At 67.8% G+C, this 15,327-nt stretch carries 15 protein-coding genes and 1 riboswitch; of the genes, 11 read left to right on the forward strand and 4 right to left on the reverse strand.

The annotated features are described in order from the left end of the window. The first annotated feature begins 164 nt into the window (after window positions 1–164). From AC6JAM_RS10200 to mnhG, 6 genes are read left to right on the forward strand one after another with little or no spacing between them, the layout of a single operon-like run. The gene (locus tag AC6JAM_RS10200) at window positions 165–3,251 is read left to right on the forward strand and encodes a Na+/H+ antiporter subunit A (RefSeq protein WP_497934601.1); all 3,087 of its coding nucleotides are present in this window, start codon (window positions 165–167) and stop codon (window positions 3,249–3,251) included. After that, window positions 3,248–3,853, forward strand: coding sequence for a Na(+)/H(+) antiporter subunit C (locus AC6JAM_RS10205; protein ID WP_018769972.1), 606 nt, complete (start codon window positions 3,248–3,250; stop codon window positions 3,851–3,853). The genes AC6JAM_RS10200 and AC6JAM_RS10205 overlap by 4 nt, the downstream gene beginning before the upstream one ends. Next, complete coding sequence (locus AC6JAM_RS10210) at window positions 3,850–5,451, forward strand: Na+/H+ antiporter subunit D (RefSeq protein WP_018769973.1); 1,602 nt, start codon at window positions 3,850–3,852, stop codon at window positions 5,449–5,451. Before AC6JAM_RS10205 ends, AC6JAM_RS10210 begins: the two co-directional genes overlap by 4 nt. Then, the gene (locus tag AC6JAM_RS10215) at window positions 5,448–5,993 is read left to right on the forward strand and encodes a Na+/H+ antiporter subunit E (RefSeq protein ID WP_268002121.1); all 546 of its coding nucleotides are present in this window, start codon (window positions 5,448–5,450) and stop codon (window positions 5,991–5,993) included. Before AC6JAM_RS10210 ends, AC6JAM_RS10215 begins: the two co-directional genes overlap by 4 nt. Beyond that, window positions 5,993–6,268 carry an MrpF/PhaF family protein gene (locus AC6JAM_RS10220; RefSeq protein WP_018769975.1) on the forward strand — a complete coding sequence of 92 codons (276 nt, stop codon included), beginning with the start codon at window positions 5,993–5,995 and terminating at the stop codon, window positions 6,266–6,268. The genes AC6JAM_RS10215 and AC6JAM_RS10220 overlap by 1 nt, the downstream gene beginning before the upstream one ends. Then, a complete protein-coding gene (gene mnhG, locus AC6JAM_RS10225) occupies window positions 6,258–6,662 on the forward strand; it encodes a monovalent cation/H(+) antiporter subunit G (RefSeq protein ID WP_018769976.1) in 405 nt (134 codons plus the stop codon). The genes AC6JAM_RS10220 and mnhG overlap by 11 nt, the downstream gene beginning before the upstream one ends. A 9-nt stretch (window positions 6,663–6,671) precedes the next feature. Here mnhG and AC6JAM_RS10230 read toward each other — a convergent pair whose 3' ends face one another. The 4 genes from AC6JAM_RS10230 to AC6JAM_RS10245 form a co-directional block, all read right to left on the reverse strand. Further along, window positions 6,672–6,935, reverse strand: coding sequence for a DUF4235 domain-containing protein (locus AC6JAM_RS10230; protein WP_018769977.1), 264 nt, complete (start codon window positions 6,933–6,935; stop codon window positions 6,672–6,674). A gap of 119 nt (window positions 6,936–7,054) precedes the next feature. Then, window positions 7,055–7,270, reverse strand: a complete 216-nt coding sequence (locus AC6JAM_RS10235) for a CDGSH iron-sulfur domain-containing protein (RefSeq protein WP_056391927.1) — start codon at window positions 7,268–7,270, stop codon at window positions 7,055–7,057. 55 nt (window positions 7,271–7,325) lie between these two features. Beyond that, window positions 7,326–8,378 (reverse strand): iron-containing redox enzyme family protein, encoded by a 1,053-nt coding sequence (locus tag AC6JAM_RS10240; RefSeq protein ID WP_497934602.1) that lies wholly within the window; start codon window positions 8,376–8,378, stop codon window positions 7,326–7,328. 159 nt (window positions 8,379–8,537) lie between these two features. Beyond that, window positions 8,538–9,080, reverse strand: a complete 543-nt coding sequence (locus AC6JAM_RS10245; RefSeq protein ID WP_497934603.1) for a heme-degrading domain-containing protein — start codon at window positions 9,078–9,080, stop codon at window positions 8,538–8,540. 85 nt (window positions 9,081–9,165) lie between these two features. Then, window positions 9,166–9,306: riboswitch (TPP riboswitch) on the forward strand. Window positions 9,307–9,372: 66 nt separating this feature from the next. On the opposite strand from AC6JAM_RS10245, the gene AC6JAM_RS10250 reads away from it, so the two are divergent. The 5 genes from AC6JAM_RS10250 (at window position 9,373) to AC6JAM_RS10270 (ending at window position 15,277) form a co-directional block, all read left to right on the forward strand. Further along, window positions 9,373–9,996: an ECF transporter S component gene (locus AC6JAM_RS10250; protein ID WP_018769981.1), complete on the forward strand. Its 624-nt coding sequence runs from the start codon at window positions 9,373–9,375 to the stop codon at window positions 9,994–9,996. After that, window positions 9,996–11,546 carry an ABC transporter ATP-binding protein gene (locus AC6JAM_RS10255; RefSeq protein WP_497934604.1) on the forward strand — a complete coding sequence of 517 codons (1,551 nt, stop codon included), beginning with the start codon at window positions 9,996–9,998 and terminating at the stop codon, window positions 11,544–11,546. Before AC6JAM_RS10250 ends, AC6JAM_RS10255 begins: the two co-directional genes overlap by 1 nt. Next, the gene (locus tag AC6JAM_RS10260; protein ID WP_018769983.1) at window positions 11,543–12,343 is read left to right on the forward strand and encodes an energy-coupling factor transporter transmembrane component T family protein; all 801 of its coding nucleotides are present in this window, start codon (window positions 11,543–11,545) and stop codon (window positions 12,341–12,343) included. Before AC6JAM_RS10255 ends, AC6JAM_RS10260 begins: the two co-directional genes overlap by 4 nt. Window positions 12,344–12,460: 117 nt before the next feature. Continuing rightward, a complete protein-coding gene (locus tag AC6JAM_RS10265; RefSeq protein WP_142070475.1) occupies window positions 12,461–13,984 on the forward strand; it encodes a UDP-N-acetylglucosamine 1-carboxyvinyltransferase in 1,524 nt (507 codons plus the stop codon). Between the two features lie 66 nt (window positions 13,985–14,050). Then, a complete protein-coding gene (locus AC6JAM_RS10270; RefSeq protein ID WP_056391918.1) occupies window positions 14,051–15,277 on the forward strand; it encodes a glutamate--cysteine ligase 2 in 1,227 nt (408 codons plus the stop codon). The last annotated feature ends 50 nt before the right edge of the window (window positions 15,278–15,327 follow it).

Consider the following 15,327-nt stretch of genomic DNA (forward strand, 5'->3'; position numbering starts at 1 on the left):
CCCTTGGGACCACGGGCCTTTGACGGCGGGGTTCCGCCGTCGGTGGCGCCGCTGACGGGGGAAGACACCCGACGGGCCTTGATAAACTGAGCCCTCCCGGACCTTACTTTTTGCCGCCTGCTCCAACTTTTGACAATCGAATTCCTGACGTTGCGGAGAATACAGTGATCACAGTCCTTGCCGTGCACTTTTCGGTGGCTGTCCTCGCGCCCTTCCTCTTCAGGCTCTGGGGCCGCAACGCCTTTTACGCGCTGGCTGCCGTTCCGGCTGCTTCCTTCGGCTGGCTGGTGTTCCAGCACGGTCCCGTCTACTCAGGGTCAGGGTCAGGAGCCGTCACCGAGGCCTGGGACTGGATCCCCTGCCTCCACCTGGAATTCGCCTTCCGCATGGACGCACTGGCTTGGGTGATGTCACTGCTGGTGCTTGGCGTCGGCGCCCTGGTGCTGGTTTATTGCGCCCGGTACTTCAAACGGAAAGACCAGGACCTCGGCCCGTTCGGCGCCCAGCTGCTGGCCTTCGCCGGTGCCATGTTCGGGCTGGTCACCGCCGATGACCTGCTGCTGCTGTTCATCTTCTGGGAACTGACCACCATCCTGTCCTACCTGCTGATCGGCTTCGCCCGGACCAGGCTTGCCGCCCGCCGGTCCGCCCTCCAGGCACTGATGGTCACCACTGCCGGCGGCCTGGCCATGCTGGTGGGCCTGATCATGCTGGGCTACACCGCCGGCACGTACCGTATCTCCAGCATCCTGGAGCAGGCTTCCACACTGGCGTCCGGACCGTCCGGCGCCGTGGTGGGTGCCGCCGTCGTGCTCATCCTGGTGGGTGCCATCACCAAGTCCGCGCTGGTCCCGTTCCACTTCTGGCTCCCCGGCGCCATGGCCGCGCCCACCCCCGTCAGCGCCTACCTGCATGCCGCCGCCATGGTGAAGGCCGGCATCTACCTGGTGGCGCGCCTCGCTCCGGGATTCTCCGCGACGGCCTACTGGCAGCCCGTGGTCCTGGGCCTGGGCCTGGCCACCATGCTGGTGGGCGGCTACCGGGCACTGCGGCAGACCGACATCAAGCTGATCCTCGCGTACGGCACCGTCAGCCAGCTGGGCTTCCTCACCATGACGGTGGGCCTGGGAACGCCCGACGCCGCGCTGTCGGGCCTTGCCATGCTGCTGGCCCACGGCCTCTTCAAGGCCACGCTCTTCCTGGTGGTGGGCATCATCGATCACCAGTCCGGAACCCGCGACGTGCGCAAGCTGTCAGGGGTCTTCCGTTCCTCCCGTGCGCTGGGCATCGTGGCCGGCATCGGTGCCGCGTCCATGGCGGGCGTTCCGCTGCTGGCCGGCTTCGTCGCCAAGGAATCCGTGCTGGAGGCGTTCGTGCACCACGCCGCGGACCCGCACTCCGGACCGTGGGGCACGGTGGTCCTGGCTGGGCTGGTGGTGGGGTCAATCCTCACGTTCGCCTACAGCGCCCGCTTCATGTGGGGTGCCTTCGCGGTCAAACCCGGCGTGGACCCCATCCCCTTCAAAGCCATCCGGCCCTCCTTCCTCGCCGCCCCTGCCGTCCTCAGCGTCCTGACCATCGTGTACGGGCTCTGGCCCGTGCCGGTGGAGGCCTGGATCCAGCCGTACGCGGCGCTGTTCGCTTCCACAGCGCCCGACGCCGGCACTCCGGCCGCGCAGGCGGGCCACCTTGCGCTGTGGCACGGACTGACCCCGGCGCTTGGGCTGACGGCCGTCACCTTCGTGCTTGGCGCGGCCATGTATCTTGGCCGCAACGCGGTGGCCCGCGTCCAGTCCCTGGTCCCGGCCTGGGTGGACGGCGACCGTGCCTACCAGCTGACCATCGGCGCCCTGGACGACGTGGCCGTCTGGATCACCGGCCGGACCCAGCGCGGCTCACTGTACTTCTACCTTGCCGTGATCCTCAGCGTGGCGTTCGTCCTGCCGCTCACGGCCATCCTCCTGGGTGGCAACCCCCTGCCGCAGAACGTCTACCTGGTGGATCCCAACTCCCCGCTGCAGCTTGTGGCCGGGGTGGGCATCGTGATCGGCGCCCTGGCCGCCGTCAAGGCGAACAAACGCTTCCTCGCTGTGCTGATGGTCTCCGTGACCGGGTACGGCATCGCCCTGGTGTTCGCCCTGCAGGGCGCTCCGGACCTGGCGCTGACCCAGATGCTGGTGGAGACCATCATCCTGGTGGCGTTCGTCCTTGCCATGCGCAGCCTCCCGCCGGAACTGCGGGACCGCACAGGCGGCAAATACCGGGTGGTGCGCGTCATCATCGGTTTGGGTTTCGGCGCCACCATGGTGTTCGCGGCCATTTTCGCCATGGGCGCCCGGACCGCCCTGCCCGTATCACTGCAGTTCCCGCAGCTTGCCTACGAGGGCGGCGGCGGCCTGAACGTGGTCAACGTGACCCTGGTGGATATCCGCGCCTGGGACACCTTCGGCGAGATCAGCGTCCTTGCGCTTGCCGCCACCGGCGTCGCCAGCCTGATCTTCGTACGCGGGCGCGGCGACCGGCTGCAGCGGTCCGCATCCGTTGCCGAGGGCACGGTGGGACGGTCCCACGGCGTGGATCCCGGCTCCCGCGACGGCGCGGCACTGGCCATCAGCCGCAGGTTCGCAGCCGCAGCCCGCGATCCCTGGATCGTCGCGGGCCGCACCCTGGCCCCCGAACGGCGCTCCATCATCTTCGAAGTGGTCACCCGGCTGCTCTTCCACTCGATGATCATCTTCTCGCTCTACCTGCTGCTGGCCGGCCACAACCTGCCGGGCGGCGGTTTCGCCGGCGGCCTCACCGCCGGCCTGGCGCTGACCATCCGCTACCTGGCAGGCGGACGCTTCGAACTGCGGGAGGCGGCGCCACTGAGCGCCGGCGCGCTGCTGGGCACCGGCCTGGCCCTGGCCGCCGTGTCCGGCGTGGTGCCCCTGCTGCTGGGCGGCCAGGTGTTCCAGTCCGCCATCATCCAGGTGTGGCTGCCCGTCTTCGGGGACATCAAATTCGTCACCTCCACGATCTTCGATATCGGGGTGTACATCGTGGTGGTGGGGCTGGTGCTTGACGTGCTGCGCAGCCTCGGGGCCGAAATTGACGAGCACATGGAGGAACGATCGGCGGCCGCCCCACACCAGGACGAGCCGGACATCGACCGTCCCGGGCAGCCGGAACTGGAGGCTGAACGGGACCTGGAACCCCCGCTGGAGCCCGACACCGTCCCCGCCGAGACCACCGCAAAGGGCCACGCATGAGCGTCAACCTGACCCTGCTGATCGTCATGGGCGCCCTGTATGCCTGCGGCATCTACCTCATCCTGGAACGCAGCCTCACCCGGGTGCTGCTGGGGCTGATGCTCCTGGCCAACGCCACCAACCTGCTGATCCTGGCCACCGGGGGCTATGCAGGACTGGCGCCGCTGTTCGCCAAGGACACCCCGGCACAGGACTACAGCGACCCGCTCCCGCAGGCCCTGATCCTGACCTCGATCGTCATCTCCTTCGCCGTCACGGCGTTCATGCTCGGCATCATCTACCGCACCTGGCTGCTGGCGCGCCAGGACGACATCCAGGACGACCTGGAAGACCGCCGCGTGGCGGCGACCCCCAGCTTCGACGCGGAGGACGACGCCGAAGTTCCGGCGGAAACCTCCGAGTTCCCGCTCACCATGCTGGGATCGGACGGCCGGGACGTCTCAAACCATGCAGCGTCCAACAACAACGCAGATCTGCAAACGGACCAGCCGGTGGCCACGCTTGTGGCCGGCGGCCGGGAGATGCCCGCCGAACACGCTGCCGCGGAGGAAAAGCCCGGCTCACTCAACGTCGACTCCGGCCCGGAAGGAGGCGGAAAGTGAACATCGCAAGCTTTGCCCCGCTCGCCGTCGTACTTCCCATCCTGGGCGCTGCCCTGACCTTCCTGCTGATCCGGCATACCCGGGCCCAGCGCGCGGTGAGCATCGCCCTGCTCTCGCTGACGCTGGCGCTCGAATGCCTCCTGCTGGCATCGGCGTGGAACGGCGGGACCGCTGCCGTGGCCATCGGCGGCTGGCTGCCGCCGTGGGGCATCGTGATGGTGGTGGACCAGTTCTCGTCCCTGATGCTGGTGGTGTCCTCCGCCGTGAGCCTGGCCGTGCTGGTGTATGCCACCGGGCAGGGCATGGCCGACGGCGACCAGGACGCCCCGGTCTCGATCTTCCACCCCACCTACCTGATCCTGGTGGCGGGGGTGTCCAACGCGTTCCTGTCCGGGGACCTTTTCAACCTATACGTGGGCTTCGAGATCCTGCTCACGGCAAGCTACGTCCTGATGACGCTGGGCGGCACCGGGCCGCGCATCCGCGCCGGCGTCACCTACGTGGTGGTGTCCGTGGTGTCCTCGGTGCTGTTCCTGATCTCCATAGCCATGGTCTACGGCGCCACCGGAACGGTGAACATGGCGGATCTGGCCATCAAGCTCGGGGACCTGGACCAGGGCACCAGGACCCTGCTGCACGTCATGCTGCTGGTGGCCTTCGGCATCAAGGCCGCCGTCTTCCCCCTGTCCTTCTGGCTCCCTGACTCCTACCCCACGGCGCCGGCCCCCGTCACCGCCGTGTTCGCCGGGCTGCTCACCAAGGTGGGTGTGTACGCGATGGTCCGGACCGAGACCTTGCTGTTCCCCGGGGACACCCTCAACACCCCCCTGATGGTGGCGGCGCTGCTGACCATGGTGGTGGGCATCCTTGGTGCCCTGGCCCAAAGCGACATCAAGCGGCTCCTGTCGTTCACCCTGGTCAGCCACATCGGGTACATGGTGTTCGGCCTGGCCATGTCCTCCGTTGCCGGGCTGGCCGCAGCGGTTTTCTACGTGGCCCACCACATCACCATCCAGACCAGCCTCTTCCTGGTCACCGGCCTGATCGAACGGCGGGGCGGGAGTTCCTCCGTGGACCGGCTGGCCGGCCTGGCCAAACTGTCGCCCATGCTGGCGATGCTGTTCTTCGTTCCGGCCATGAACCTCGCTGGCATCCCGCCCTTCTCGGGGTTCCTCGGCAAGGTGGGCCTGATGCAGGCCGGCGTTGAGCTGGGCACGCCACTGGCCTACGCCCTGGTGATCGGCGGGGTGGTGACGAGCCTCCTGACCCTGCTGGCCGTTGCCAGGGTCTGGAACCGCGCGTTCTGGCGCAGGCCCACCGACGCTGAGCATCCGGATCCGGTGCTCCTTGCCAGCCCGGCCCGGGTGTCGGGACCGGGCGCCAAGCTGAACACCGTGACCCTCCTGCCGCGCACCATGGTGGGCCCCACCCTGGGCCTGGTGGCGCTGGGCGTTGCCCTGACCGTCTTTGCCGGGCCGCTGTTCGGGCTCTCGGACCGGGCAGCGCGGGACATGCTGGACCGGACCCCGTACATCCAGTCAGTCCTGGGCCCTGATGTCCCGGTTCCCGCCACGCCTGCCGTGGGAGGTATGCGATGAGCCGCAAACGTATCTCCCTGCGCCAGGAACTGCCTCTCCTGGTCTGGCTGGTGATTGTCTGGGGCGCCCTGTGGCAGGACTTCAGCCCCGGGAACCTCCTCTTCGGTGCCCTGCTGGCAGTGGGCGTGGCCCGGCTGTTCTACCTTCCGCCGGTGGAGCTCAGCGGCCGGTTCAACATCCTTTACGCGGTTCCCTTCGCGCTTGCCTTCGTGGGCAAAGTGGTGGTGGCCAGCGCCCAGGTGCTGTACCTGGCCACGGTCCGCGGCCCCAAGGTGACCAACGCCGTCGTTGCGGTGGGGCTGCGCAGCCACCAGGACCTGATCGTCACCGCCACCGGCCACGTGATCTCCCTGATCCCGGGGTCCCTGGTGGTCGAGGTGGACCGCTCCACATCCACCCTCTACCTGCACGCGCTCAACATCGCCTCCAAGCAGGACGTGGAGGGCCTGCGGAACGAAGTCCGGTCCATCGAGGCCGGCCTGATCCGCATCATGGGCAGCCCGGAGGAACTCGAAGCCGTCCGAATGGAGGCCGCCACGTGATGCATGTTGTCCTGGCTGTTACAGCCGTCATCTTCTCGCTTGCTGCGGCCGGTGCCATCATGCGGATCGCCCGCGGCCCGTCATTGCTGGACCGGGTGCTGGCGGCCGACGTCCTCCTGGCCATCCTGGCCGGAGCCCTGTGCATCGACATGGCCGTGAACCGGCACCTGAACAACCTCATGCTGGTGGTGGCCATTTCCATCATCGGCTTCATTGGGTCCGTCACCGTGGCCCGTTTTGTGGCGGACCGAAGGGTGAAGCCCGATGAATCCTGACTTGTCCGGTCCCGACGGCTGGATCGACGCCGTCTCGGCAGTATTCATGGTGGTGGGGGCGCTCATGTCCCTGGGCGCCGCCATCGGCCTGCTCCGCTTCCCCGACCTGCTGAGCCGCATGCACGCGGCCACCAAACCGCAGGTCCTGGGCCTGTTCCTGCTGCTGGCGGCCATTGGACTGCAGATGCGGACATGGTGGGTATGGCCTGTCCTGGTGGTTGCCTGGATCTTCCAGCTGCTCACCGTACCGGTGTCCGCGCACATGGTGGGCCGCGCCGGGTACCGCACCAAGCACCTGCACCGGGAGCTGCTCACGGCCGACGAGCTGGAGGCCGTGGTGCAAAAAGCCGCCGCCGAGGCTGCCCGGAAAGACAGCCCCGACGGCGGCGGGTAATGCCGGGAGCTAGACGATGTCCTGCGACTTGGCGAAGCGGGTGATGGCGCGCTGGGTGCCGCGGTTGGCCAGCACCTGGATGATGGCGCTGACGGACGCCGAGATCAGCGCGAAGGTCAACGCCGAACGCAGGCTGGTGGGGACATCCTCGTTCTTGCCGGTGGGGGCTTTCTGCCCGGTGGTCTTCTCCCAGATGGTGTTGACCAGCTTGGTGCCGGCCAGGCCTGCGCCGAGGCTCACCCCGGTTCCGAGCAGCTTGATGAAAAGGTTCATTCCTATTACTCCTTGCGGGCGGAAAACGGACTGCCTCCAGCCTAGCCGTACGCCCGTGCCGGTCCGGGCAAGGCCGTGGCGTGCTGCAGGCGGGTTGTTGGACTAAATGGCTTGTTGGACTACTTCGCGGGCGGCTCGGTGCGGAACTTGATCATCTTGTGCGTGCCGTCGCAGTAGGGCTTGATGGCCGAGGCGCCGCAGCGGCACAACGCAACGGTCCTGCGGTCGCGGGGCACCGCGTCCCCGGATGGGGTGACGATCTCGAAATCACCCCTGACGATCAGGGGCCCGTCCGGGCAGACCACGATGGAGCCCGCGGCGGATTCGTGGTCCATGTCCGATCCTGTTCCATGCTGTCCGGGTTTCATGCCTGCACCGCTTTCGTCGTAGTCATGCTGCGGCCGGCACGGCCGCCCGCAGCGATGATGCGCCGGCTTCCCATGAGGACATCAGATGGGCGGACAGCCGGCCGTCGAGGGCCATGGCGGCAGTGGCCCCAAACAGGACGTCCGCGAGGAGTTCCGGTTCGGCTTCGACGAGGCCGCCGGCGAGGTCCCGGCCTGCGATCTGCTCGTGGACGGCGTCGGCCTCCACATGCTCATCGAAGTAGTGGGTGATGTCCGCGCCGAAACCGTGCCGGCGGAATCCGTTGCCGTAGAACCGGTTGGGCTGGGAGGAGGTCATCTCGTAGATCGCCAGGTGGCCGGTGATGGCACCCCGGAGCCGCCGGTTCAGGCCGCACAGCGACATGAGGTTGACGGACGCGAGGGAGACAGCGGGGACGGCATCCACGTACGCGCCGTAGCTGACGTCGAGGCCCAAACCGCGCATGGTCCGGGCGAACAGCGCGCTGTGCATGCGCTCGGGGCGGCCGCCGCCGTATTCGTCCGCCTGGATTTCCACCAGGGCCGCTTTGGGCCGTCCGCTGAGCCGCGGAATGGCCCACGTGTGCGGGTCGGCTTCCTTCAGCTGGTACATCGACTTGTGGATCAGGAACTCCCGGAGCTGGTCCAGGCCCGCCTTCCTGGCGACGTAGCGGGAGACGCTGGGCCCGGTGTCCGTGGCTGCGAGGCCGAACAGGACGTCGGCTACCTGGTCGCTGGTCAGGGCACCGGCAGGCAGTTCGAAGTCTGCGGCGGCCTGGTGCGCGGCGGTACGGAGGGCTGCCTCAAACGGTGCCTCGACCAGCTGCCGGACCCGGATTAACGCCGGCTCCCACTCCCAGTCGTCGGAGACGCCGGCCAGGCCGGAATAGTGGAGCTCGTAGAGGCAGAAGAGGGCCAGCTGGATGTCCTCGTCGCCGATGATGTCACTAGTGCCGGCCACCTGCCGTGCCGCCAGGTGGTACAGCCCGTCCAGCCCCGTCCCGGCTTCGGCCGGAGCCTGCGCAAGGAGTGCGAACAGGGCGTTGCTGAGGGGGCCTCTGGATTCCGGGATTCTCATGGTGCTCCTTGGTCTGCCGCGCTGGTGACGGGAACGAACGCGGGACCGCCCATGGTGACTCCCATGCCCTGTCCTCCTCGAAACCCGCGAACCAATATAGTAAGCATGATTACTAATAAAAGCTAAGCAGGCTTCCTGTTGGCGGCAGGTCCCCGGCGCCTAATCCCGCAGCGACGACCCCAGGATGTCGCGCAGCGCCTCAACCACCAGGTCATGGTCCTGCAGCTGCGGCAACCCGGAGACGGTCACCGTGGCCACGGCGCCAACGCCGGTGACGTAGATCGGAAAGGCGCCGCCATGGGCTGCATACCGGGATTGGTCGAACCAGGCGTTGTCCTCGATCCGGCCGCCGCCCAGCCGGCCCCGCAGCCCCACTAAAAGTGACGGCACCTCGTACCGGGCGGCAGTGCGCTGCTTGGCGCGGGTCCAGTGCCCGTTGTCCGGCGTGGCGCCCGGGAGCGCGACGTGGAACAGGACCTGCTCGCCCTTGGTGATGTCGATGGCGATGGGAAGGGACCGCTCCTTGCCCAGCTCCACCAGGAGCAGGCCCAGGTTCAACGCGTCATCCAGCGAAAAGCCGGGGAACTGGAGCTCCCGGACCTCCGCCTCGATGCGGGCAATCGACGCTTCCAGCGACCCCTCCAGCTGGGCGTCGGCGGAATCGGGATCGAATCCGGTCACATCCGGTGGAATGGCGCTCATGGCCCTCAATCTACCCCCGCCAGGTGTAAACTTGACCACGCCCGGAAGGGCAGTTCAAAAAGCCTTACCCATCCAAAAGCACCACTAATAACGACAGGGGAGCGCCGCCGTCGGACATCCTGGCACAAGCCGGGCACCGCAGGTGGGCGCTGAGAGTGCGGACAGCCGCAGACCCTCGAACCTGATCCGGTTAGTACCGGCGCAAGGGAGTCGAGTTCTCAAAGTGCCGCGGCTGCACGGCAACAGCCGTCAGCCGGGTCCACTTTCCCCTCCTGTTTCCCAGGAGGATCACATGAGTACTGCAGCAATCAAGAAGACCACCAGTAAGTCCTGGCGCGTCGTGGACATCGTGGTCGCCGCGCTGGTGGCCATCGCGGGCGGCGTCATTTTCTGGGCGTGGGACCAGGGAGCAGCCGCGCTTTCTGCCCCCATGAATGCCGCCTACCCGCCCCTGACCGGGCTGCTGGCGGGCGGCTGGATGATTCCCGGCGTGCTGGGAATGCTCATCATCCGCAAGCCCGGAGCCGCCCTGTTCTGTGAAACCGTGGCCGCCACCGGGGAACTCCTCATGGGGTCCCAGTACGGTGCCTCGGTCCTCTTCTCCGGCTTCATCCAGGGCCTCGGCGCGGAAATCATCTTCGCCATCTTCGTCTACCGCAAGTTCAACCTGCCTGTCTCCCTGCTGGCAGGCGCCGCGGCTGGATTCTTCTGCGGACTGAATGACTCGTTCGCACCGTGGGGCTGGAACATCGCCTACTCCGGTGCGGACAAGCTGGCGTACATCGTGCTGACCACCCTCTCCGGCGCCATTCTCGCCGGCGCCCTGTCGTGGCTGGCCACGCGCGGCCTGGCGCGTACGGGCGTGCTGAGCTCCTTCGCTTCGCGCAAGGCCGCCACGGAGCCTGTCTTCTCCTGATGGCACCAGCCCAGCGTGACGGCGGCACCGTCCGCCCTGCCGCCGTCACAGCCCGGGGCTGGGGGTGGCGGCACGCCGGCAGGGCCAAGCCTGCCGTCCATGCGCTTGACCTGGACATCAGCCCGGGGGAGCGGGTGCTCCTGCTCGGCCCCTCGGGTGCCGGGAAGTCCACGCTCCTGCATGCGCTCGCAGGGGTGCTGGGGGACATTAACGACGACGGCGGCGAGGCGGGGGACGCCGACGAGTCGGGTTCGCTGCTGGTTGACGGCGCCGTGCCCCGCGCCCAGCGCGGGCGCGCCGGACTTATGCAGCAGGACCCCGAGACGCAGGTGGTCCTGTCGCGGGTGGGGGACGACGTCGCCTTCGGTGCCGAAAACCTTGCCGTCCCACGGGAAGCAATCTGGGCGCGCGTGCACGAGGCGCTTGCCGACGTCGGACTGTCCCACCTGCCGCTGGACCACCCGACGTCGGCCCTGTCCGGCGGGCAAAAGCAGCGCCTGGCGCTGGCCGGCATCCTGGCCATGCGCCCGGGCCTGATCCTCCTGGATGAGCCAACCGCCAACCTGGACCCGGACGGCGTGCTGGAGGTCCGCGATGCCGTGGCGCGGTGCCTGGACAAGACCGGGGCCACGCTGGTGGTGGTGGAGCACCGGGTGTCCGTGTGGAAGGACCTGGTGGACCGGATCGTGGTCCTGCAGCCGGGCTCCGCCGCGGATCCCGCCGTACTCCTGGACGGGCCGCCGGCCCGGGTGCTCACGGAGGCGCGGGCCATGCTGGCCGCCGCCGGTGTGTGGGTCCCCGGCTACGTCCCGGCAACCCGTGCCCGGGCGGTGGTCCCGGCCCCCGGCACGGGAAACCTCCTGCTCGCGGCCGAACAGTTGGGAGTCGCCCGCGAACGTCCCCGACGCAAGGGCTTAAGGAAGATTCCGCCGTCACCGGTCCAGGAAGGCCTGGCCGCGCAGGTGCGCGCCGGGCAGGCGCTCGCCGTGACGGGTCCCAACGGCGCCGGCAAGTCCACTTTCGCCCTGACCCTGGCAGGGCTGCTGGAACCGGTGTCCGGAAAGGTCTCCGCCACCATGGACCTGAGCCGCGGTGCCGGCATTGACCCGTACCGGTGGAAGGCGGATCAGTTGATTTCCCGAGTGGGGACGGTGTTCCAGGAGCCGGAGCACCAGTTCGTGACCGGCAAGGTGCTTGACGAACTGCTGTTCGGCCCCCGGCACCTGGGCCACGGCGAGGATCGGGTGGACGAACTGCTGGAGCGGCTGCGGCTCACCGCGCTGGTGGACGCCAACCCCTACACGCTCTCCGGTGGCGAGAAGCGGCGGCTGTCCGTGGCCACCGTCCTTGCCGCCAGCCCGCAGGTCCTGGTCCTGGATGAACCCACGTTCGGGCAGGACGCCAACACTTGGGCCGAGCTGGCGTCCTTCCTGTCCGAGCTCCTGGATGCCGGCACTGCCGTGGTGTCCGTGACCCATGACGCCGAATTCACCCAGGCCTTGGGCGGGGCCGAACTGCGGATGGCCGCGGCGGAAGCGGTGGCGCCATGAGGCAGCAACTCACCCTGGGCGGCAACCATGCCCTTCTGGTCCGCGCCAATCCACTAAGCAAGTTCGCTGCCGTCCTGCTGATCACCGCCGTCCTGGCGCTGTCCATCGACTGGGTTTCGGCGTCCGTGGCCCTGGTCTTTGAACTTCTGCTCTTTCCCCTGGCCGGGCTCACCCTGTCCCTGCTGTGGCAGCGCGGCTGGCCGCTGATCCTTGCCGCTGCCGTGGGTGGCTGGAGCACCTCCATCCTGGCCCCGGACAGCGGCCGGATCCTGCTCGACGCCGGGATCTGGTCCATGAGCGAAGGTTCCCTGCAGCTGGGCATCGGCTTCCTCCTGCGCGGCTTTGCGATCGCCCTTCCGGCCGTGCTCCTGATGAGCTGCACCGATCCCACGGACCTTGCCGACGCGCTGGCGCAGAAGGCGCGCCTGCCGCACCGCTTTGTCCTGGGAACGCTCGCCGCGATGCGCCTGGTGGGGCTCATGGCTGAAGAATGGCAGACCATCGGGATGGCCCGGCGTGCGCGCGGCGTGGGTTCGCGCGGCAGCGTGGCCCAGCGGGTGAAGGCCACGCTGGGCCAGAGTTTCGGGCTGCTGGTACAGGCCATCCGCCGCGCGTCCCGGCTTGCTGTGACCATGGAAGCCCGCGGTTTCGGCGGCGGCAACCGGACCTGGGCCCGGGAATCCACGTTCAGCGCGCTGGACCTTGGGGTGGTGGCCGGCGGTGTCCTGGTGGCCGGCCTCGCGCTATTTGCTGCCCTGGCCGCCGGGACCTGGAACATGGTGTGGCTGGGCAGTTGATGTTGGCGGTCCGGCGCAGGTGATTCCTATCGCATGCAGTGGGTAGAGGCTTCCCCGATGCCCCGTACCAGTGCCCGATCAAGGCCCGCCTAACTCATTTATGATATATTTGCGGGTATGACGCAGGAGACCGCTGAGCACGTTGCCGCCATGTTGAGGGATGCCCGGAGCGAGAAGGGCTGGACCCAGGGCCAGTTGGCCGCCGAGCTCGGCACCAGCCAGAGCGCCGTTGCCCGGATGGAGCAGGGCAAGCAGAACCTGAGCCTGAAGATGATCCAGAGGCTGGAGAAGATCTTCGACCGCAGCATCGTCAACGTCGGCAAGCCGCAGATGACGCACCTGCGGGTGGAGGGCGGCCGTACCCTCTCCGGTGCCGTGGATGTCAACAGCAGCAAGAACGCCGGCGTCGCCCTGCTGTGCGCCAGCCTGATCAACCGTGGCACCACCGTGCTCCGCCGGCTGGCACGGATCGAGGAAGTCAACCGCATTGTCGAAGTGCTGACCAGCATCGGCGTCGAGTGCACCTGGCTTAACGACACTGACCTGCGTCTTCGCCGTCCCGCCGTCCTGGACCTGGAAGCCATGGACGTTGACGCGGCGCGCAGGACCCGCAGCGTCATCATGCTGCTGGGTCCCCTTCTGGATGAGTCGCGGGAGTACCGGCTGCCCTACGCCGGCGGCTGCGACCTCGGCACCCGCACCGTGGAACCGCACATGCAGGCGTTGCGCCAGTTTGGCCTTGCCGTGGAAGCCACGGCCGGTTTCTACACGGTCCAGGCTCCGCCGGCGGACGCGCAGGACCGCTCCTTCGTCCTCACCGAACGCGGGGACACCGTCACCGAGAACGCCATCATGGCCGCGGCGCACCGGCCGGGAACCACCGTGATCCGCAACGCCAGCCCCAATTACATGGTGCAGGACCTGTGCTTCTACCTGCAGATGCTGGGCGTCACCATCGAGGGCGTGGGCACCACCACCCTGAAGATCACGGGCCGGCCCGACATTGACGCGGAGATCGAGTACTTCCCCTCCGAGGATCCCATCGAGGCGATGAGCCTCATCACGGCCGGCATCGTCACCAATTCCGAGGTCACGGTGCGGCGGGTGCCCATCGAGTTCATGGAAATCGAGTTGGCCACCTTGGGCCAGATGGGGCAGAAGCTGGAAATTTCGGGCGAGTACATGGCCCGCAACGGCCGCACCCGGCTGGTGGACGTGACCACCAAGCCCTCCGAGCTGCATGCCCCGGAGGACAAGATCCATCCGATGCCGTTCCCCGGGCTGAACATCGACAACCTGCCGTTCTTTGCCGTCATTGCCGCGAACGCCGATGGCCAGACCATGATCCACGACTGGGTCTACGAGAACCGGGCCATTTACCTGACAGAGCTGAACAGGCTTGGGGCGCAGGTGCAGCTGCTGGATCCGCACCGGATCTACGTCAACGGGCCCACCAAGTGGCGCGCCGCCGAGGTGGGCTGCCCGCCGGCGCTTCGTCCGGCCGCCTGCCTGCTGCTGGCCATGCTCGCCGCCCGGGGCGTGTCCGAACTGCGGAACATCTACGTGATCGAGCGTGGCTACGAGGACCTGGCGGAACGCCTGAACACCATTGGCGCCAAGGTGGAGTACTTCCAGGACTAGCATTCACGGTTCGTCATGAATCGCCGGGGCCCCTCGAATGCCGGACAAGTATCGCAGAATGTTCGTATGCGTACTTTTGGCGTAGAGGAGGAACTCCTGATCGTTGATCCGGAGTCCGGGGAACCCCTTGCCCTGGCCGACGCCCTCCTGGCCGGCCACCGCGTTGCGGCTGACGATCTTCCCGTGGACCCGGAGGTCCATCACTCCGGAAAACAGGCGGATTACGACGACGAGATGGGCTTGAGTGCCGAGCTGAAGCTTGAGCAGATCGAGACCCAGACCCGTCCGTGCCTCGAATACGGGAGCCTGCTCGAACAGATCCGCGCGGGCCGCGCCCTGGCGGACCAGGCCGCCAGGAAGCATGGCGCCCGGGTGGCGGCCCTCGCCACCTCGCCCTTGGCCTCCACCACCCACACGACGCCCGACCCCCGGTACGCCAAAATGCTGGAGCGCTTCGGCCTCACCGCCCAGGAGCAGCTGACCTGCGGCTTCCATGTGCACACGTTCATCGAATCGCCCGAAGAGGGCGTGGCGGTCCTGGACCGGATCCGCGACAAGCTGGCGGTGCTGACGGCCCTGAGCGCCAATTCACCCTTCTGGAACGGCGTTCCAACCGGGTTTGAAAGCTACCGCACCCAGGCCTGGAACCGGTGGCCCACGGCGGGCCCGGCCGGTATTTACGGGACGTACCCTGCCTACCGGCGCGTGGTGACGCGGCTGCTGGAAAGCGGCGTCATGCTCGATGAGGGCATGCTGTACTTCGACGCCCGGCTGTCCCGCAACCACCCCACCGTCGAGGTTCGCGTGGCGGACGTCTGCCTTCGTGCCGAGGATGCAGCGCTCATTGCCGTGCTGGTCCGGGCGCTGGTGGAATCCGCCAGCAGGGAATGGCAGGCCGACGTGGATCCTGCGCCGGTTCCCACCGTCCTCCTCCGGATGGCCTCGTGGCAGGCCAGCAGCGCCGGGCTGAGCGGTGAACTCCTGGATTTTGGGAATTTCCGGCCCGCACCGGCCGCGGACGTGGTCCGGTCCCTGGTGGATTACCTGGCTCCCGTCCTGTCCGAACAGGGGGAGCTGGCACTGGCACGGCAGGGGGTGGAGGACATCATCGCCCGCGGAACAGGAGCCGCCGAACAGCGCCGCGCCCGGGACAAGGCGCTGGCGGGACCGCCCCCGGAGGACATGGGGTTCGGCGCCGTGGTGCGGCAGGCCGTCAATGTGACCATGCGGGATGCCCTGGATCTAGCTGACGTGGAGGGCACGCCCGAGCTGCTGCGGGTCCGCCAGAGCTGACCTTCGACGCGCATATCCATTCCCGACGCGCAGATTCCTCCTCGCGGCCC

The sequence above is a fragment of the Arthrobacter sp. GmRoot5-12 genome (assembly GCF_059739365.1).